General features: G+C 60.8%; 17 protein-coding genes. 8 read left to right on the top strand and 9 right to left on the bottom strand.

All coding sequences use genetic code 11. From position 1 onward, the window contains the following. Nucleotides 1–9 precede the first annotated feature (9 nt). The 4 genes from yvcK to pmrB all read left to right on the top strand — a co-directional run bounded on the left by yvcK (nucleotide 10) and on the right by pmrB (nucleotide 4431). A complete protein-coding gene (gene yvcK, locus ABLU50_RS02185) occupies nucleotides 10–915 on the top strand; it encodes a uridine diphosphate-N-acetylglucosamine-binding protein YvcK (RefSeq protein ID WP_004886135.1) in 906 nt (301 codons plus the stop codon). Between the two features lie 103 nt (nucleotides 916–1018). After that, nucleotides 1019–2659: a phosphoethanolamine transferase EptA gene (gene eptA / locus ABLU50_RS02180; protein ID WP_087832395.1), complete on the top strand. Its 1641-nt coding sequence runs from the start codon at nucleotides 1019–1021 to the stop codon at nucleotides 2657–2659. Next, nucleotides 2659–3330 carry a two-component system response regulator PmrA gene (gene pmrA / locus ABLU50_RS02175; RefSeq protein WP_004886130.1) on the top strand — a complete coding sequence of 224 codons (672 nt, stop codon included), beginning with the start codon at nucleotides 2659–2661 and terminating at the stop codon, nucleotides 3328–3330. Before eptA ends, pmrA begins: the two co-directional genes overlap by 1 nt. Nucleotides 3331–3333: 3 nt before the next feature. Further along, nucleotides 3334–4431, top strand: coding sequence for a two-component system sensor histidine kinase PmrB (gene pmrB / locus ABLU50_RS02170; RefSeq protein WP_023288917.1), 1098 nt, complete (start codon nucleotides 3334–3336; stop codon nucleotides 4429–4431). A 252-nt stretch (nucleotides 4432–4683) separates the two neighbouring features. Here the strand turns inward: pmrB and uvrB are convergent, their stop codons facing one another. Further along, the gene (uvrB, locus tag ABLU50_RS02165; RefSeq protein ID WP_004886127.1) at nucleotides 4684–6705 is read right to left on the bottom strand and encodes an excinuclease ABC subunit UvrB; all 2022 of its coding nucleotides are present in this window, start codon (nucleotides 6703–6705) and stop codon (nucleotides 4684–4686) included. A 410-nt stretch (nucleotides 6706–7115) separates the two neighbouring features. Between uvrB and ABLU50_RS02160 the strand changes: the two genes are divergently transcribed. Both ABLU50_RS02160 and ABLU50_RS02155 read left to right on the top strand, forming a co-directional pair. After that, complete coding sequence (locus ABLU50_RS02160) at nucleotides 7116–7328, top strand: hypothetical protein (protein ID WP_032431208.1); 213 nt, start codon at nucleotides 7116–7118, stop codon at nucleotides 7326–7328. Nucleotides 7329–7414: 86 nt separating this feature from the next. Next, nucleotides 7415–8137: an ATP-binding cassette domain-containing protein gene (locus tag ABLU50_RS02155; RefSeq protein ID WP_017900923.1), complete on the top strand. Its 723-nt coding sequence runs from the start codon at nucleotides 7415–7417 to the stop codon at nucleotides 8135–8137. Here ABLU50_RS02155 and bioD read toward each other — a convergent pair. The 4 genes from bioD to bioB are packed head-to-tail and all read right to left on the bottom strand — an operon-like array spanning nucleotide 8079 to nucleotide 11727. Next, entirely contained in the window at nucleotides 8079–8801 is a 723-nt protein-coding gene (bioD, locus tag ABLU50_RS02150) for a dethiobiotin synthase (RefSeq protein WP_023320010.1), read from the bottom strand. The genes ABLU50_RS02155 and bioD overlap by 59 nt on opposite strands. Next, nucleotides 8794–9549: a malonyl-ACP O-methyltransferase BioC gene (gene bioC, locus ABLU50_RS02145; protein ID WP_004886115.1), complete on the bottom strand. Its 756-nt coding sequence runs from the start codon at nucleotides 9547–9549 to the stop codon at nucleotides 8794–8796. The genes bioD and bioC overlap by 8 nt, the downstream gene beginning before the upstream one ends. Continuing rightward, complete coding sequence (bioF, locus tag ABLU50_RS02140) at nucleotides 9533–10690, bottom strand: 8-amino-7-oxononanoate synthase (protein WP_087832396.1); 1158 nt, start codon at nucleotides 10688–10690, stop codon at nucleotides 9533–9535. The genes bioC and bioF overlap by 17 nt, the downstream gene beginning before the upstream one ends. Next, complete coding sequence (gene bioB, locus ABLU50_RS02135) at nucleotides 10687–11727, bottom strand: biotin synthase BioB (RefSeq protein WP_004886109.1); 1041 nt, start codon at nucleotides 11725–11727, stop codon at nucleotides 10687–10689. Before bioB ends, bioF begins: the two co-directional genes overlap by 4 nt. An 85-nt stretch (nucleotides 11728–11812) precedes the next feature. On the opposite strand from bioB, the gene bioA reads away from it, so the two are divergent. Both bioA and ABLU50_RS02125 read left to right on the top strand, forming a co-directional pair. Continuing rightward, nucleotides 11813–13102: an adenosylmethionine--8-amino-7-oxononanoate transaminase gene (gene bioA / locus ABLU50_RS02130; RefSeq protein ID WP_087832405.1), complete on the top strand. Its 1290-nt coding sequence runs from the start codon at nucleotides 11813–11815 to the stop codon at nucleotides 13100–13102. 70 nt (nucleotides 13103–13172) lie between these two features. After that, on the top strand, nucleotides 13173–13649 hold the full coding sequence (locus ABLU50_RS02125) for a kinase inhibitor (protein WP_002895575.1): 477 nt from the start codon (nucleotides 13173–13175) through the stop codon (nucleotides 13647–13649). Nucleotides 13650–13890: 241 nt separating this feature from the next. Here the strand turns inward: ABLU50_RS02125 and ABLU50_RS02120 are convergent, their stop codons facing one another. The 4 genes from ABLU50_RS02120 to ABLU50_RS02105 form a co-directional block, all read right to left on the bottom strand. Next, nucleotides 13891–15273, bottom strand: a complete 1383-nt coding sequence (locus ABLU50_RS02120) for an amino acid permease (protein ID WP_004886104.1) — start codon at nucleotides 15271–15273, stop codon at nucleotides 13891–13893. Nucleotides 15274–15371: 98 nt separating this feature from the next. Beyond that, nucleotides 15372–16907: a histidine ammonia-lyase gene (gene hutH, locus ABLU50_RS02115; protein WP_032455741.1), complete on the bottom strand. Its 1536-nt coding sequence runs from the start codon at nucleotides 16905–16907 to the stop codon at nucleotides 15372–15374. After that, the gene (gene hutU / locus ABLU50_RS02110; RefSeq protein WP_004886099.1) at nucleotides 16904–18592 is read right to left on the bottom strand and encodes a urocanate hydratase; all 1689 of its coding nucleotides are present in this window, start codon (nucleotides 18590–18592) and stop codon (nucleotides 16904–16906) included. Before hutU ends, hutH begins: the two co-directional genes overlap by 4 nt. 142 nt (nucleotides 18593–18734) lie before the next feature. Further along, nucleotides 18735–19460 (bottom strand): histidine utilization repressor, encoded by a 726-nt coding sequence (locus tag ABLU50_RS02105; protein ID WP_043521795.1) that lies wholly within the window; start codon nucleotides 19458–19460, stop codon nucleotides 18735–18737. Between the last annotated feature and the right edge of the window lie 48 nt (nucleotides 19461–19508).

Genomic DNA, 19508 nt, shown 5'->3' with positions numbered 1-19508 from the left:
GGAATTTCTATGCGCAATCGTACATTCGCTGACCTGGATCGGGTGGTGGCGCTCGGCGGCGGGCATGGTCTGGGTCGGGTAATGTCCTCCCTATCCTCGCTGGGCTCACGGCTGACTGGCATTGTGACCACCACCGACAACGGGGGATCCACCGGGCGGATCCGCCGCTCGGAAGGCGGCATTGCCTGGGGCGATATGCGCAACTGCATCAATCAGTTAATCGCCGAGCCGAGCGTGGCGTCGGCGATGTTTGAGTACCGTTTTAGCGGCAATGGCGAGCTTTCCGGCCATAACCTGGGAAATCTGATGTTAAAGGCGCTGGATCACCTCAGCGTGCGGCCGTTGGAAGCGATCAATTTGATCAGAAACCTGCTCAAAGTGGACGCTTTTCTTATCCCGATGTCGGAACAACCGGTGGATTTGATGGCGCTCGATCATGAAGGCCATGAAGTTTACGGTGAAGTCAATATCGATCAGCTCGATAGCGTGCCGCAGGAGCTGATGCTCACCCCGCCGGTACCGGCCACCCGTGAGGCGGTGGAGGCCATCGCCGAAGCCGATCTGATCCTTATCGGCCCGGGCAGTTTCTATACCAGCCTGCTGCCAATCCTGCTGCTTGACGAGATGGCCCAGGCGCTGCGTCGCACTCCGGCGCCAATGGTGTTTATCGATAACCTCGGCAAAGAGCACAGCCCGGCCGCGAGGCTGTCGCTGGCGGAGCGCATCGCAATTATGGAGCGCTATGTGGGCAAGCGGGTGGTGGATGCGGTTATCGCCGGCCCAAAAGCCGATATCAGCGGCATCGACAACAGGCTGGTGATTCAGACGCCGCTGGAGGCCAGCGACGTTCCCTATCGCCATGACCGGGCGCTGCTTCGCGGGGCGCTGGAGAAAGCGCTCCAGCTGCCGGGCTGATCCTGCGCGCCGGAGGATCGGCTTTCGGCGCACCTTAAAATCTTAAGGTTGTCTTAAAACAGAGCTGGCATTATACCCATATCTCTTCCTGTGGGTATGCACTATGTCGTTATTGCCTCTGCGTCGGCCGGTTGTCAGCCGCACGACTTATCTGATTCTTTTCGCGGTCTATATCGGGCTTTTTCTTAATCTCGCCTTCTACCGCCAGGCGTATACGCTGCTGCCGGTGGACAACCTGCGCACGGCGCTGGTGTTTTTGAGTATGCCGCTGGTGGCCTTCAGCGTGATGAATATCCTCACCACCCTCGCCTCGTTCCTCAAACTTGACCGGCTGGTGATTAGCCTTTTTATTCTGCTCAGCGCTTCGGCGCAGTACTTTATCTGGTCCTTCGGCGTGGTGATTGACCGCAGCATGATCACCAACATCCTCGACACCACCCCGGCGGAGAGCTTTGCCCTGCTCTCCGGCGAAATGATCGTTGTCCTTGGACTCTCCGGGGTGCTGGCGGTGCTGGTCGCCTGGTGGGTTAAAATTCGTAAACCGGCCACCCTATGGCGCGGTGTGGCCTGGCGTCTGGTGAATATGGTGGCGTCCGCGCTGCTAATCGTCCTGATTGCCGCCCTCTTTTATAAAGACTATGCCTCGCTGTTTCGTAACAACAAAGAGCTGGTGAAATCCCTGAGCCCCTCCAACAGCATTGTGGCGCTGAACTCCTGGTATGCGCACCATCGCATGGACAACCTGCCGCTGGTGAAGATTGGGGAAGATGCCAAACAGAAACCGGTGATGCATAACGCTCCCCGTAAGAACCTGACGATTGTGGTGCTCGGCGAGACTTCGCGAGCGGATAACTTCTCACTGGGCGGCTACGATCGGGAGACTAACCCGCGCCTGCAACAGGACAACGTGGTGTACTTCCCGAAAACCACCTCCTGCGGCACAGCAACTGCGGTTTCCGTGCCCTGCATGTTCTCCAATATGCCGCGCGCGCGCTATGACGAAGAGCTGGCCCATCACCAGGAAGGCGTCCTGGATATTCTGCAGCGCGCCGGCATCCAGGTGCTGTGGAACGACAACGATGGCGGCTGCAAGGGGGCATGCGATCGGGTACCGCATCAGAACGTGACCGATCTGAAGCTAACCGGACAATGCATCGACGGCGAGTGCTACGACGACGTGCTGTTCCATAATCTCGACAGCTATATCGATAACCTGCAACAGGATGGCATTATCGTACTGCATACCATCGGCAGCCACGGCCCAACCTATTACAATCGCTATCCGGCTGAGTTCAAAAAATTCACCCCAACCTGCGATACCAATGAAATCCAAAGTTGTACGCAACAACAGTTGACCAATACCTACGATAACACCATTCTGTATGTCGACTATGTCGTTGATAAAGCGATAAAACTACTGCAATCTAAACAGGACAAATTCACCACTAGCCTGGTTTATTTGTCCGACCACGGCGAATCGCTGGGCGAAAATGGCGTCTATTTGCATGGTCTGCCGTACTCCATTGCGCCGGATACGCAAAAGCACGTGCCCATGCTGCTGTGGCTGTCGCCGGATTACCAGCAACGTTACGGTGTTTCCAGCCAGTGTTTGCAACAACAGGCTAAGACGAAGGATTATTCACAAGATAATCTGTTCTCCACCCTGCTCGGCCTGCTCGGCGTCAGCACCCACGAGTACCAGGCGGCAGATGATATTTTAACGCCATGTAGAGAGGCTGGTTGATGAAAATCTTAGTCATTGAAGACGATGCGCTGCTGTTGCAGGGGTTGATTCTGGCAATGCAAAGTGAAGGATACGTGTGCGACGGCGTCTCCACGGCGCACGAAGCGGCGCTGTCGCTGGCCAGCAATCACTACAGCCTGATCGTACTCGACCTCGGCCTGCCGGACGAAGACGGCCTGCATTTTCTCGCCCGTATGCGGCGGGAGAAAATGACCCAGCCGGTGCTGATCCTCACCGCCCGCGATACCCTTGAGGATCGCATTAGCGGTCTCGACACCGGCGCGGATGACTATCTGGTGAAACCCTTTGCCCTGGAAGAGCTAAACGCGCGCATTCGCGCCCTGCTCCGTCGGCATAATAATCAGGGCGATAACGAAATCAGCGTCGGCGATCTGCGCCTCAACGTCACCCGCCGCCAGGTGTGGCTCGGTGAGACGGCGCTGGATCTGACGCCGAAGGAGTATGCCCTGCTGTCGCGGCTGATGATGAAAGCCGGCAGCCCGGTACATCGTGAGATCCTCTACAACGATATCTACAGCTGGGACAATGAGCCAGCGACCAATACCCTGGAAGTGCATATCCATAACCTGCGCGATAAGATTGGCAAATCGCGGATCCGCACCGTCAGGGGCTTCGGCTATATGCTGGCTAACCACATCGATACGGAATAGACCATGGCTCTGTTTGCAACCGAAAACTGGACCATGCGTCACCGGCTGCTGTTGACCATCGGCGCCATTCTGGTGGTCTGCCAGCTGATCAGCGTCTTCTGGCTATGGCATGAGAGCAAAGAGCAGATCCAGCTGCTGGTGGCCAGCGCCATCGAAGGGCACAACAACCAGAAGCATGTGGAGCATGAGGTTCGGGAAGCGGTCGCCAGCCTGCTGGTGCCGAGCCTGCTGATCGTGGGGCTGGCGCTGTATATCAGCATGCTGGCGGTACGCAAAATCACCCGCCCGCTGTCACGTCTGCAAAGCGAGCTGGAGAGTCGTACCCCGGACAACCTCACCCCCATCGTGCTCAGCGAATCGGTGCCCGAGGTGACGGCGGTGACCACCGCCCTGAATCAGCTGGTTTCCCGCCTCAATCTGACTCTCGATCGCGAACGGCTATTTACTGCCGACGTGGCGCACGAGCTGCGCACCCCGCTGGCCGGGCTGCGGCTGCACCTTGAGCTGCTGGCGAAAGTGCACGGCATGGGCGTCGACCCGCTGATCCAGCGGCTCGACCAGATGACCACCAGCATTTCGCAGCTGCTGCAGCTGGCGCGCGTCGGTCAGTCCTTTTCCGCCGGCAGCTATCAGCAGGTGCTGCTGCTGGATGACGTGGTCAAACCGCTGCAGGATGAGCTGGAGACCATGCTGGCCGAGCGCCAGCAACGGCTGCTGCTGACGGATGTCGAAAGCGAGGCCGTCGTCTCTGGCGACGCGACGCTCATCCGCGTCATTCTGCGCAATCTGGTGGAGAATGCCCATCGCTACAGCCCGCAAGGGTCGACGATCCGCGTGTCGGTGAAAGCGGGTCTGATGCCGGTGATGGCAGTGGAAGATGAAGGACCGGGGATTGATGAGGCGAAAAGCGGCGAACTCAGTAAGGCCTTCGTGCGCATGGACAGTCGCTACGGCGGTATAGGGCTAGGACTGAGCATCGTCACGCGCATCGCTCAGCTGCATGACGCCCAGTTCTTTTTACATAACCGCCAGCCGGGGCCAGGGGTCCGCGCGTGGGTGTTATTCCCGCGGCGCGCGGGTCAGAACGTCAGCACCCACTGATGGAAGAAGGCAACAATAATGACCAGGGCGGTGGCGACCGCCAGATATTCACGGAAGTTGATTTTTTGCATGGGCACTATCCTCATCAGGTTGAGGATAGTGTCGCCTGGCGAGATTAAGCAAACATTAAGAAGGCCGCTTTGCGGCCTTTTTTCTTCACCGCGAATGGTTATCTGGCTGCGGAACAGGGCGATAAGGGCCACGCCTTGTCTGCTTCCCGCACGTCCACCTCCCGGCAGTACACGCCGGCACTCAGGAGGCGGCGATAAACAGTTCGCGCAGCTGATGCAGCTGGTCGCGAATTTGCGCCGCCTCTTCGAACTCGAGGTTCTGCGCGTGCTGCATCATCTGCCCTTCCAGCTCGTGGATTTTCTGCTGCAGCGCTTTTGGCGTCATATCCACGCCGCTGAGCCCGGCAGGCTCGACGGCCTTCGCTTTACCGCGCCCTTTGGCTTTGGTTTTCGCCAGGCTCTGGCCCAGCTGCAGGATATCCACCACTTTCTTGTTGAGCCCCTGCGGCACAATGCCGTGCTCTTCGTTATAGCGCTGCTGTTTCTCACGTCGACGCTCCGTCTCGCCGATGGCTTTCGCCATCGAGGGGGTGATCTTATCGCCGTACAGGATAGCCTTGCCGTTGACGTTGCGCGCCGCGCGGCCGATGGTCTGGATCAGCGAGCGTTCGGAGCGCAGGAAGCCCTCTTTGTCTGCATCCAGGATCGCCACCAGCGACACCTCCGGCATATCCAGCCCCTCACGCAGCAGGTTGATCCCCACCAGCACGTCAAACTCGCCAAGACGCAGGTCGCGGATAATCTCCATACGTTCGACGGTGTCGATATCCGAGTGCAGATAGCGCACCCGCTCGCCGTGCTCCTCAAGGTACTCGGTTAAGTCTTCCGCCATCCGCTTGGTGAGGGTGGTGACCAGCACGCGCTCGTTGATGGCCGTGCGCAGGCGGATCTCCGACAGCAGATCGTCGACCTGGGTGGCCACCGGCCGCACTTCGATGATCGGATCCAGCAGACCGGTCGGCCGCACCACCTGATCCACCACCTCGCCGCCGGATTTATCCAGCTCGTAGGCGCCGGGGGTCGCCGACACGTAGATGGTTTGCGGCGCCAGCGCTTCGAATTCTTCAAACTTCATCGGCCGGTTATCCAACGCCGACGGCAGGCGGAAGCCGTACTCCACCAGCGTCTCTTTGCGCGCCCGGTCGCCGCGGTACATACCGCCGATCTGCGGCACCGTGACGTGGGATTCGTCAATCACCAGCAGGCCGTCTGCCGGCAGGTAGTCGAACAGGGTGGGCGGCGGCTCGCCGGGCCCGCGCCCGGAGAGGAAGCGCGAGTAGTTTTCAATGCCCGAGCAGTAGCCCAGCTCGTTCATCATTTCGAGGTCGAACTGGGTGCGCTGGGTTAAGCGCTGCTCTTCCAGCAATTTGTTGTTAGCCAGCAGCACCTTACGCCGCTCCGCCAGCTCCAGCTTGATCTCTTCCATCGCCTGGACAATGCGCTCCCGCGGCGTCACGTAGTGGGTCTTGGGATAAATGGTGTAGCGCGGCACCGTCGATTCCACATGGCCTGTGAGCGGGTCGAACAGCGACAGGCGCTCAACTTCTTCGTCAAACAGCTCAATGCGCAGGGCGATATCGTCCGATTCCGCCGGGAAGACGTCGATCACCTCGCCGCGCACCCGGAAGGTGCCGCGCTGGAAGGCCTGATCGTTGCGGGTATACTGCAGTTCCGCCAGGCGGCGCAGGATCGCCCGCTGGTCAATCAGCATCCCCACCGTCAGATGCAACATCATTTTCAGATACAGGTCCGGGTCGCCGAGGCCGTAAATAGCCGAGACCGAGGCCACCACCACCACATCGCGCCGCTCAAGCAGCGCTTTAGTGGCCGACAGGCGCATCTGCTCGATATGTTCGTTTACCGAGGCATCTTTCTCAATGAAGGTATCTGAGCTGGGGACATAGGCTTCCGGCTGATAGTAATCGTAGTAGGAGACGAAATACTCGACGGCATTCTCCGGGAAAAACTCTTTCATCTCGCCGTAGAGCTGGGCCGCCAGCGTTTTGTTTGGCGCCAGCACCATCGTCGGCCGCTGCAGATCGGCAATCACGTTGGCGATGGTAAAGGTCTTACCGGAGCCGGTGACCCCCAGCAGCGTTTGATGCGCGAGCCCATCCTCCAGTCCCTCTTCCAGGCGGCGGATGGCTTCCGGTTGGTCTCCGGAGGGGCGAAAGGCGGAATGCAGAACAAACGATTTACTCATCAATCAGAACCTGAAAAAGATTTAGCGGCCGGTGTTTAATTCTACCCCCCGGGCCGTTTTTTGCCAATAAATTATACTGGATATTTAAACAGTGCATGCTTATGATAGCGCCACAATATGGCCTTTTTTGCCGGTAAGCAGGGTATAAAACGCGCGCCGGGCGGAATAATCCTCCGGCCGTCAGGGTTATCCCCAGAAATTTTTACCTTTTAACATTTGTCAAGCGGACGGGTGAAAGTTTTATGGCAACAGATGACGCTTTTCTTACACCCATTGATTTTATCTAACAAGCTGATATTTAATGTTTTTAAAGAAAAGACGCCTTTCGCGCCAATTCAGCCGCAAGCCGCGTACGCTCTAGCTTACCGCAGGTTTTCTAACTCTAATACACAAGGTTATCCACAGGAATAGTGGATAACTGTCTGCAGCCCAAGACCGCCGCCGCCCGGCGCAAATCGTCTGGCGGCCTAAATCACGTGGCGAAAAATTTTTATCGAACTATTTTTGATAACTATCCGCTTAAAGCCGCTCGATTTTTGCTGCTTTTTGCACCACCCTTTAGCGTCGGGCACCGGAAAAGTGCAGCCCCGGCGCTGGCTGTGCCTGATGGTATCGGCATTTAGCGTTTTTTTCCGAGCGTTCTTTTTCCTGGCAAGAGTTTTGCAGCATCTTTCTGTCGCCCTGACGCCAGGATAAGGAGAAAACGTCCATGTTGAATTTACAGGCAGTAAATCACTTTTACGGCAACCAGCATTCACTGTGGAATGTCGATCTTGAACTACGCCCGGGGGAGTGCATTGGCGTACTGGGACGCGAGGGCATGGGAAAAACCACCCTGGTTAACTGCATTGCCGGGCACCTGCCGGTGGCCAGCGGCCGGATGACCTGGCATGACATTGGCGCCCCGCCGCAGGATCTCACGCCCCTGTCGGCCCAGTCGCGCAGCGCCATCGGTATCGGCTATGTGCCGCAGGATAAACGCATCTTTTCGCAGCTCAGCGTGGAAGAGAATCTGCATATAGCCCTCGCGGCCGGGAAACCCGGGGCTAACGCCAGCGGCGGCGAGATCTATGAACATTTTCCCGAACTCTATGCCCTACGGCAGCGCAAAGGCGCCTCGCTGAGCGACGACGATCAGTACCAACTGGCGCTGGCCAGGGCGCTGATTGTCCAGCCACGGCTGCTGATCCTTGATGAACCCTCGCGCGGCAGAGGACCGCGCTGTCTGCAAAAGCTGGCGGATCTGCTGCTGCGGTTGAATCGCGATATCGGCCTGACGGTGCTGCTCGCCGAGCAGCACCTGCCCTTTATCCGCCGGGTAGCGGATCGTTTCTGTGTTTTGCACCGGGGCCGTAACGTCGCCGAAGGCGATATTATGGCGCTGGATGAACCGCTGCTGGCGCAGTGGATGACGCCGGATCCAGCGCCCTGAGATCCAGATACTGGCCGAGATCGTCGCGCTGCGCGATATCGGCAAGCCACGGTATTTCGCCGAGGAACGGCGCGGCCAGCCGGTTTTTCAGCGTCGCCAGATACTCGGCGTGGCGCTTGCCCGGCGGCTGCACGTCATTGGCGATCCACCCCGCGAGCGGCAGCCCTGCCTGGCGTACCGCCTGGGCGGTAAGCATCGCGTGATTGATGCAGCCGAGCTTGACGCCCACCACCAGAATCACCGGCAGCTGCTCCGCCTGCGCCCAGTCGGCAAAGGTCAGGGTTTCCGACAGCGGCGTAAACCAGCCGCCGGCCCCTTCCACCAGCACCCAGTCGGCGAGGCGTTCTAACTCGCGCAGCCCGCTGGAGAGCCTCGCCGCGGCGATCGGCCGCCCTTCGTCGGCGCTGATGATGTGCGGTGAGGTCGGCTCGGCGAAGGTATACGGGTTAACCTGTTCATAGCGCAGCGCGACCCGGCTATGACGCTGCAGCGCCAGCGCGTCTTCATTACGCAGCCCTGCGGCGGTAAGCTCGCTGCCGGAAGCCACCGGCTTGTAGCCAGCGGTGTGAAAACCCAGCTGATTCGCCGCCTGCAGCAGGGCGCTGCTGGCGATGGTTTTCCCGACTTCAGTATCGGTCCCGGTGACAAAAAAACGTTTAGTCACGCTCAATGACTCCTGTAAAAAGAGAATACGTCAGCGGGCAGACGCCCTGCCGCTGCGGCCAGGCCAGCTGTAGCTCGCGCAGTTTGCCGCGGCCAAGCGGGGCCGATGCCCGCCCCTGGTGCAAATGGGTGGCGCCGATGCCCTTCAGCGATCGCATGGCGCTCAGCGCGTCGGCGAACGGCAGGCTAATCTGATGCACCTCGCCGGACGCCCGCAGGCCGCTCAGCGCCGCGCGCACCGCCGCTTCGCTGAGAAAACGGTTGGCATGCGGCCGGTCGTCGATGGCCTGCCACGCCTGATTGAGCTCCGGCAGCGAGTCGGCCAGCAGCGTGCTAAACGCCACCCTGCCGCCGGGGCGCACCACCCGGTACAGCTCGCCAAGGGCGGCGCGCAGATCGTCGCACCACTGCACCGCCAGATTGCTCCACGCCAGATCGACGCAGGCGTCCGGCAGCGGCAGCGCCTCAATGTCGCCCAGCAGGTAATACTGGGCGGCGTCGTTACGCTGCGCCTCTGCCAGCATCCCGGGGGAGAGATCCAGCGCGGTCACCACGCTGCCCGCCTCACGCCAGCGGCGGCTCATGCCGCCGGGGCCGCAGCCAGCATCCAGCACCCGGGGAAAATCGCGACGCGCCAGCTGGCGCAGCAGCAATTCCGCGCTGCGCCGCTGCAGTTCATCATGTTGCGAATAGCCGCCGGCCGCCCGGCCAAACGCCGCGGCCACCGCCTGCTTATTCACCGTGGCCATGCAGCACCTCCAGTAAACGGTTAATGTCCTCAGCCTGATGGGCGGCGGTCAGGGTCAGGCGCAGACGAGCGCTGCCGACCGGCACCGTCGGTGGACGGATCGCCGTCGTCCAGCAGCCCGCGTCGCGCAGACGTGAGGCCAGGCTCAGCGCCCGGCCGTTATCGCCGACGATCAGCGGCTGGATCGCGCTGACGGAGTCGGTCAACCCCAGCGACACCTCGCCCATCCCCTCACGGAACTGACGGATGCGGGCGGCCAGGATGTCGCGACGCTGCTGTCCTTCATTGCTGCGAATGATCCGCAGGGCGGCGCTCAGCGCCACCGCCTGGGCGGGCGGCATCGCGGTGCTGTAGATCAAATGGCGGGCAAACTGCAGCAGATAATCGGCCATTGCTTCGTCGCACAGCACCGCCGCGCCGCTGACGCCGAAGGCCTTGCCGAAGGTAACCACCAGCAGCTCAGGGCGCACCGCCTGTGCGGCGCAGCTCCCGCGTCCTTCGTCGCCGACCACGCCGACGCCGTGGGCGTCATCCACCAGCAACAATGCCCCTGCTGCCTGCGCCGCGGCGTGAATGGCCGCCAGCGGTGCGCTGTCGCCATCCATGCTGAAAATGCCTTCAGTGACCGCCAATTGCTCGCCCGCCAGCGGCTTAGCCAGCAGTTGCGCGAGCTGCTGCGGATCGTTGTGGGCGAAACGGCGTAGCTGCGCCGGGCTGAGGCTTGCCGCCTCCAGCAGGGAGGCGTGGCTCAGGCGGTCGGCCACGATCCGATCCTCTTTTTCCACCAGGGCGGCGATCAGCGCCTGATTGGCGGCAAAGCCGGAGATAAACAGCAATGCGCGCGGATAGCCCAGCCAGTCGGCAAGTTCCTCTTCCAGCGCGCGGTGGGCCTCGTTATAGCCGCTTACGTGTCCCGAACCGCCGGAACCGACGCCATAACGTTCCGCCCCCTGCTGCCAGGCGGCGATAATCGCCGGATGCTGGCTCAGGCCAAGATAGTCATTGCTGGAGAAGTTAAGCCAGCGCTCCCCTTCCCGCGCCAGCCAGCGCCCGGCGCCGTGCGTCACCGGCAGGCGGCGGCGAAGAGCATCCGCCGCCCGTCGCTCGTCCAGCGCCCTATCGATTCGCTGCTGCCAGCTCATAGCACCGCCGCGTTGTAATATTCCTCAGTGTCCGGGGTGAGTAAGGCCTGCTCCAGACGCTGCTGCTGCTCATTGTCGCCTTCCAGCACCGCCGTCTGCTGCGGGTTGATTCCCAGCTTGCGGAACAGCTGCAGATCTTTGTCCTCTTCCGGGTTCGGCGTGGTCAGCAGCTTGCAGCCGTAGAAAATGGAGTTCGCCCCGGCCATAAAGCACATCGCCTGGGTCTGCTCGTTCATCTGCTCGCGGCCGGCGGAGAGACGCACGTAAGAGGTGGGCATCATGATGCGCGCGATGGCGATAGTGCGAATAAAATCGAAAGCGTCGACATCGTCGTTATCCGCCAGCGGCGTGCCTTTGACTTTTACCAACATGTTGATGGGTACGCTTTCCGGCGGCGTGGGCAGGTTAGCCAACTGCAGCAGCAGGCCGGCGCGGTCTTTCACGGTCTCCCCCAGCCCGACGATACCGCCGGAGCAGACTTTGATCCCGGCGTCACGCACTTTGTCCAGCGTATCCAGGCGCTCCTGGTAGGTGCGGGTGGTGATGATGTTGCCGTAAAATTCCGGCGAGGTATCGAGGTTGTGGTTGTAGTAATCGAGGCCCGCCTCGGCCAGGCGCTGCGCCTGGCTGTCGGTCAGAGTGCCAAGCGTCATGCACGACTCCAGCCCCAGGGCCTTCACTCCTTTCACCATCTGCTCCAGATAGGGCATGTCACGATCGTTGGGGTTTTTCCACGCCGCGCCCATGCAGAAGCGGGTCGAGCCGGCGTTTTTCGCCTGACGCGCTGATTCCAGCACCTGCTCGACTTCCATCAGGCGCTCGGTTTCGAGCCCGGTTTTATAGCGCGCGCTCTGCGGACAATATTTACAATCTTCCGGGCAGGCGCCGGTTTTGATCGACAGCAGGGTGCTGACCTGCACCTGGCGCGGATCAAAGTGTTGCCGGTGGATTTGCTGCGCTTCGAATAACAGATCGATGAGTGGTTTATTAAATAATTCAGTTACTTGCGACATTGTCCAACGTACGTGGTGAGCCATTGGCTTCTCCAAAGGGTTTTGTTAATTTACGGTTCGGTTTATACTCGTAAACCTAAATGTTTTCAAAATGGTTTACAAGTCGCTTATGACCCTGGACGATCTCGCCTTCGATCGGCGCCACATCTGGCACCCCTACACCTCTATGACTTCCCCCCTGCCGGTCTACCCGGTGGTTTCCGCCCACGGTTGCGAGCTGTCCCTCGCCGGCGGCGAACAGTTGGTTGACGGTATGTCCTCCTGGTGGGCGGCAATCCACGGCTACAATCACCCGCGCCTGAATGCGGCGATGAAAGCGCAAATCGACCAGATGTCGCACGTCATGTTCGGCGGGATCACTCACCCCTCGGCGGTGGCCCTGTGCCGCCAGCTGGTGGCAATGACGCCGGAATCGCTGGAGTGCGTTTTCCTCGCTGATTCCGGTTCGGTGGCGGTTGAGGTGGCGATGAAAATGGCCCTGCAGTACTGGCAGGCGAAAGGCCAACCGCGTCGACGTTTCCTGACCTTCCGCAATGGCTATCACGGCGATACCTTCGGCGCGATGTCGGTCTGCGATCCGCAGAACTCGATGCACAGCCTGTGGCAGGGCTATCTGCCGGATAACCTGTTCGCCCCCGCGCCGCAGAGCCGCTTTGACGGCGAGTGGGATGAAATGGATATAGTGCCCTTTGCCCGCCTGATGGCCGCGCACCGTCACGACATCGCCGCGGTGATCCTCGAACCGATCGTACAGGGCGCGGGCGGGATGCGGATGTACCATCCGGAGTGGCTGAAGCGGGTGCGTAAAATGTGCGACCGGGAAGGGATACTGCTGATCGCCGATGAGATTGCCACCGGCTTTGGCCGCACCGGCAAGCTGTTCGCCTGTGAACACGCCGGGATTACCGCCGACATACTGTGTCTGGGCAAGGCGCTGACCGGCGGCACCATGACCCTCTCCGCCGCGCTGACCACCCGCGAGGTGGCGGAAACCATCAGCAACGGTGAAGCTGGCTGCTTTATGCACGGCCCGACCTTTATGGGCAACCCGCTGGCCTGCGCGGTGGCCAGCGAAAGCCTGCACCTGCTGGAGAGCGGCGAATGGCAGCGGCAGGTGGCGGCGATTGAAGCCCAGCTGCTGGCCGAGCTGGCGCCGGCGCGGGGATCCGCCCTGGTCGCCGATGTCCGCGTGCTGGGCGCTATTGGCGTGGTTGAAACCCGTCGCCCGGTCAATATGGCTGCCCTGCAGCGCTTTTTCGTCGAGCAGGGGGTGTGGATCCGCCCGTTTGGCCGCCTGATCTATTTGATGCCGCCGTACATCATCGCGCCTGAACAGCTGTCCCGCCTGACCCGCGCCGTTAACCTGGCGGTGCAGGACGAAACATTTTTTAGCGAATAAATAGCGGAATTGCGTCGTGGTGCAGGCTACACTTCCAGGTTAATCAGCGCATTATCAATGAGGATGAAGCATGAAACTGATCAGTCACGATCTCCAGGACGGCGGTAAGCTGCCTAATCGTCACGTCTTCAACGGCATGGGCTACGATGGCGACAATATTTCGCCGCATCTGATGTGGGATGATGTGCCCGCGGGAACCAAAAGCTTTGTGGTGACCTGCTACGATCCGGATGCGCCGACCGGCTCCGGCTGGTGGCACTGGGTGGTGGCTAACCTGCCTGCGGATACCCGCGTCCTGCCGCAAGGGGCCGGTTCCGGTCAGGCGGAGCTGCCGGAAGAGGCCGTTCAAACCCGCACCGATTTTGGCAAGGCGGGATACGGCGGCGCAGCGCCGCCGAAGGGCGAAACCCACCGCTATATCTTTACCGTCCACGCCCTGGACGTCGAGAAAATTGAAGTGGATGCCGAGGCCAGCGGCGCAATGGTCGGCTTTAACGTCCATTTCCATTCCCTCGCCAGCGCCTCCATCACCGCCCTGTTCAGTTAATCTCCCCCCCGGATAGCGGCTGTCGCCTTATCCGGGCTACCCGTGGCGCCATTTGTTTTTCGGGTGGCGCTGCGCTTACCCGACCTACAATACCCCCAGGCCCACGCAAGCGCAGCGCCGCCGGGCGATTGCCGCGGGCACGGAGCCGCTTTTATGCCGGGCGGCGGCTGACGCCTTGCCCGGCCTACGGTCCGTGCCATTTGTAGCCCCGGTAAGCGCAGCGCCACCGGGGAAATTGGCCTTACTGTTCAGTGGCTACCTGCAGCGCCGTTTTACGCACCCGCGCGTACCACACCACCGTCAGCAGCCCGAGCCAGACCAGGCCGGCAATCAGCGCCATCCGCGTCTCAGCAAACATCCCCAGCACCGCGATAACCAGCCCCATAAACAGCAGCGTCAACAGCGGCGCAACCGGCCAGAACGGGACGGGGAAGGCAATCTGGCTGCGCTCTTCGGCAGACAAACTACGGCGCATGGCGAAATGGGACAGCAGGATCATCAACCACACCCACACCGTGGCGAATGCCGCCAGCGAAGCAATCAGCACAAAGACCTGCTCGGGGATCAGATAGTTCAGCACCACCGCCGCCAGCAGCGCGCCGCCCATGACCACCACCGTCATCCAGGGTACGCCGTTGCTGGCGATGCGCTGGAAGCTTTTCGGCGCCAGCCCCTCTTTCGACATGCCGTACATCATGCGCCCGGCGCCGAAGATATCGCTGTTAATTGCCGAAATGCTGGCGCTGATCACGATGATGTTAAGGATTGTCGCCGCCGCCGGGATCCCCAGACCGTCGAAAATCAGCACAAACGGACTCCCCTGCTCGCCAAAGCTGTTCCACGGGAAAATCGCCATCAGCACCGCCAGGGTGCAGACGTAGAACAGGATAATACGCAGCGGAATGGTATTGATGGCCTGCGGGATGACCTTTTTCGGATCTTTCGCTTCCGCGGCGGTGACGCCGATAATCTCCACCCCGCCGAAAGCGAACATCACGATGCCAAGCGAAGCGATAACGCCCTGCCAGCCGTTAGGAGCAAAGCCGCCGTGGCTCCACAGATTTTCCAGCCCGGTAGCCGGGAAGCTATGGCCGAAGCCAAAGAAGATGATCCCGGCGCCCGCCAGCATCATGGCGATAATCGCCACCACCTTCACCAGCGACAGCCAGAACTCCATCTCGCCGAACACTCGCACGTTGCACAGGTTCATGGCGCCGATAAAGAAGATGATGCTGAGGATCCAGATCCAGCGCGGGACATCGGGATACCACAATCCCATATAGATGCCGAAGGCGGTGACGTCGGCCAGGGCGACGATCACCATTTCAAAAGTATAGGTCCAGCCGGTAATAAACCCTGCCAGCGGCCCGAGATACTGGCGGGCGTAGCTGCCGAAGGAGCCGGAAACCGGGTTGCGCACCGCCATCTCGCCCAGCGCGCGCATGACGATAAACACCGCCGCGCCGCCAATCAGATAGGCCAGCAGCACCGCCGGGCCCGCCGCCTTGATGGCGGAGGCCGAGCCATAGAACAGCCCGGTGCCGATAGCGGAGCCGAGCGCAATAAATCGAATGTGTCGGGCATTGAGCCCGCGCAGCAGATGTGGCTTGTGTTGTTGTTGCATATACAGGTGTCCTGGTTTTTTTATATGACGACAAATATGCGATGTAGGGCGGTCGGGGGAATGACTTCCCCCGACGCGGGTACAGAGAACAACGGTGATTAGTGCAGGCCTGGCAGTACGGCAGGCAGCAGACGCGTCAGGTGACGGGCCGCCAGAAGCGCAATGGCATTATCGATATCCGGGGCGAAGTAGCGATCCTGCGTATAATGAGGGACACGTTCGCGCAGCAGATGACGCGCTTCTTCCAGCAGTGGGCTGGTGGTCAGCCCTTCGCGCATATCCAGCCCCTGCACCGCCGCCAGCCACTCAACGGCCAATACGCCGCGGGTGTTCTCGGCCATCGCCCACAGGCGGCGACCGGCCGCCGGCGCCATCGAGACGTGGTCTTCCTGGTTGGCGGAGGTCGGCAGGCTGTCGACGCTGTGCGGGTGCGATAGCGCTTTGTTTTCACTGGCCAGCGCCGCCGCCGTGACCTGGGCAATCATAAACCCGGAGTTCACCCCGCCATTTTTCACGAGGAACGGCGGCAGCTGCGACATATGGCTGTCCATCATCAGCGCGATGCGGCGCTCGGAGAGCGAGCCGATTTCGGCGATCGCCAGCGCGATATTATCCGCGGCCATCGCCACCGGTTCGGCGTGGAAGTTACCGCCGGAGATGACGTCATTTTCAGCGGCAAAGACCAGCGGGTTATCAGAGACCGCGTTGGCTTCGGCCAGCAGCACTTCCGCCGCCTGGCGGATCTGGGTCAGGCAGGCGCCCATCACCTGCGGCTGACAGCGCAGGGAGTACGGGTCCTGCACCTTGCTGCAGTTATGGTGCGACTGCGAGATCGCGCTATCGTCGGTCAGCAGATGGCGATACAGCGCCGCCGCATCAATCTGCCCGCGCTGGCCGCGTACCTCATGAATACGCGCATCGAACGGACGACGCGAACCCAGCGCCGCTTCGGTGGTTAACGCCCCGCAAACGACCGCGGAGGCGAACAGATCTTCGGCTTCGAACAAACCGCGCAGGGCAAAAGCGGTCGAGGCCTGGGTGCCGTTGAGTAGCGCCAGCCCCTCTTTCGCCGCCAGGGTAATCGGCTCCAGCCCAACCTGACGCAGCGCTTCGGTGGCCGGCAGCCATTCGCCGCCGCGTACCCGCGCTTTGCCTTCGCCAAGCAGGGTCAGCGACATATGCGCCAGCGGTGCGAGGTCGCCGGAGGCGCCGACGGAACCTTTCGCCGGGATCCACGGCGTCACGCCGGCATTCACCAGGCCAATCAGCGCCTGGATCACGCTCAGGCGGATCCCGGAGAAACCGCGGGACAGGCTGTTAATCTTCAGCACCATAATCAGGCGCGCCAGGTCATCGTCCAGCGGCTCGCCAACGCCCGCCGCATGGGACAGCACCAGCGAACGCTGCAGGTTCTCCAGATCTTCCGTCGAGATCCGGGTCTGCGCCAGCAGGCCAAAACCAGTGTTAATGCCGTAGGCGGTCCGCCCTTCGGCAAGGATGGCGTTGACGCAGGCCACGCTCTCATCGATGGCGGCAAACGCGCCGCTGTCGAGGGTAATATTCACCGGGTGGCTGTAGATGTCGCGGAGCTGCGACAGGCTGAGTTGACCCGGGATCAGAGTTAAAGATTTCATTTCGCGTTCCCCTGCGTTGCCGCGACCATCGGAAGATTGAGACCCTGTTCTGCTGCGCATTCAATGGCAATCTCGTACCCCGCGTCGGCATGACGCATCACACCGGTGGCCGGGTCGTTGTGCAGGACGCGGGCGATACGCGCCGCCGCTTCATCGGTGCCATCGCAGACGATAACCATTCCGGAGTGTTGCGAGAAGCCCATGCCTACCCCGCCGCCGTGGTGCAGCGACACCCAGGTCGCGCCGCTGGCGGTGTTGAGCAGGGCGTTGAGCAGCGGCCAGTCGGAGACCGCGTCAGAGCCGTCGCGCATCGCTTCGGTTTCGCGGTTTGGGCTGGCGACGGAGCCGGAGTCAAGGTGATCGCGGCCAATGACGATCGGCGCGGAGACTTCGCCGCTGCGCACCATTTCATTAAACGCCAGGCCCAGCTTCTGCCGCCATTCCAGACCGACCCAGCAGATACGCGCCGGCAGCCCCTGGAAGCTGATGCGCTCGCGCGCCATATCCAGCCAGTGGTGCAGATGCTTATCATCCTTAATGATCTCTTTCACTTTGGCGTCGGTTTTGTAGATATCCTGCGGATCGCCGGAGAGCGCTACCCAGCGGAACGGTCCGATACCCCGACAGAACAGCGGGCGGATATAGGCCGGCACGAAGCCCGGGAAATCAAAGGCGTTGCTGACGCCCACTTCCTGAGCCATCTGGCGAATGTTGTTACCGTAGTCAAAGGTCGGGACCCCCATCTCATGGAAGGCCAGCATCGCCTGCACGTGGTCGGCCATCGAGCGTTTCGCCGCCAGAATGGTGCCCTGCGGATCGGATTCGGCTTTCTGCTGATACTCTTCCCAGCTCCAGCCTTTCGGCAGATAGCCGTGCAGCGGGTCGTGGGCGCTGGTCTGGTCGGTGACCATATCCGGGCGCACGCCGCGTTTCACCAGCTCCGGCACGATCTCCGCGGCGTTGCCGCACAGGGCGATGGAGATAGCGCGACCTTCGGCAGTGTATTTCTTGATGCGCGCCAGGGCGTCATCCAGAGAAGTGGCCTGTTCATCCACGTAGCGGGTGCGCAGACGGAAATCGATGCGGCTCTGCTGGCATTCAATGTTCAGCGAGCAGGCCCCGGCCAGCGTCGCGGCCAGCGGCTGCGCGCCGCCCATGCCGCCCAGCCCGGCGGTTAGCACCCAGCGGCCTTTCAGGCTGCCCTGATAGTGCTGACGACCGGCTTCGACGAAGGTTTCGTAGGTGCCCTGCACGATGCCCTGGCTGCCAATGTAGATCCAGCTGCCAGCGGTCATCTGGCCGTACATCGCCAGCCCTTTGGCATCCAGCTCGTTGAAGTGTTCCCAGGTCGCCCAGTGCGGGACTAGGTTGGAGTTAGCGATCAGCACGCGCGGCGAGTTTTCATGGGTTTTGAAAACGCCCACCGGCTTGCCGGACTGGACCAGCAGGGTTTCGTCGCTTTCCAGGTTCTTCAGCGCCTTCACGATAGCGTCATAGCATTCCCAGTTGCGCGCTGCGCGACCAATACCGCCATAGACCACCAGCTCGTGCGGGTTTTCGGCGACATCGGGATCGAGGTTATTCATTAACATACGCAGCGGGGCTTCGGTCAACCAGCTCTTCGCGGTCAGCGTCGTGCCTCTTGGCGCACGGACGTCCAGCTGGCGATATTTGCTTTGCGACATCGGGGTTTCTCCTGACAATGAACGTTGTTTACGTAGATACATATACTTGTCTATACAAGCATGCGCAAGGCAGGATTTAACAGAAATGATACAATTTTGTTATATTGCGTCAGCAATCACGTTTTGCTGACGCCAGAGTGGATCAGGAGCCAAAGCGGCCCTGCAGACGATAACGGCTGCCGGGGAACAGCAGGCGCGCGTGGGAAACGATGTGGGTTGTCGACCAGGTGCGGCGACGGATCAGCAGGCAGGGATCGTGGGCGTGAATATGCAGCAGCGCGCACTCTTCCGCCGTGGCCTGCACCGCTTCAACAATATGTTCACCTTCGGTTAACGGGGCGATCAGCGACAGATAATCATGGGGCGTGGTGGCGGTATAATCCTGCTGGAGATAGTCCGGCACCACCGCCGCATTGACGCAGCGATCTTCGATTTGTACCGGCACCTCGTTTTCGTAATGCACCATCAGCGAGTGAAAGATGCGGGTGCCTTCCGCTACGCTGAGCGCCGTCGCCTGAATATGATCCGCCCGGGTCTCCTCCAGCAGCAGCACCTCGCAGCGGTGCTGATGGTGACGGGCAAGAATTTCTTCGGCAATGCTGCGCACCTCAAACAGCGCCGACTGCCCTTTCGGCTCGGCGACAAAGGTCCCCACCCCTTGCAACCTGACCAGCAGGCCTTCATCCGTTAGCTCGCGCAGCGCGCGGTTGATGGTCATCCGGCTGAAGCCGAACTGGGCCACCAGTTCCGCTTCTGAAGGGATACGGTCATGCGGTCGCCAGACGCCGCTGTGAATTTTTTCACCGATAGCCTGCTTCACCTTCTCATAAAAAGGCGCGGGCGCGGAACGGGGTTGCTGTGAAAACATAGCCTGGCTTTCCTTTTGCAAAATGGGCGGCGAAACACCCAGAATATA

The sequence above is a fragment of the Klebsiella sp. GG_Kp173 genome, from assembly GCF_040062415.1.
GTDB classification, from domain to species: Bacteria; Pseudomonadota; Gammaproteobacteria; order Enterobacterales; family Enterobacteriaceae; genus Klebsiella; species Klebsiella quasipneumoniae.
Note: the sequence above shows the minus strand (reverse complement) of the source record. Positions and strands in the feature narration are given on the sequence as shown.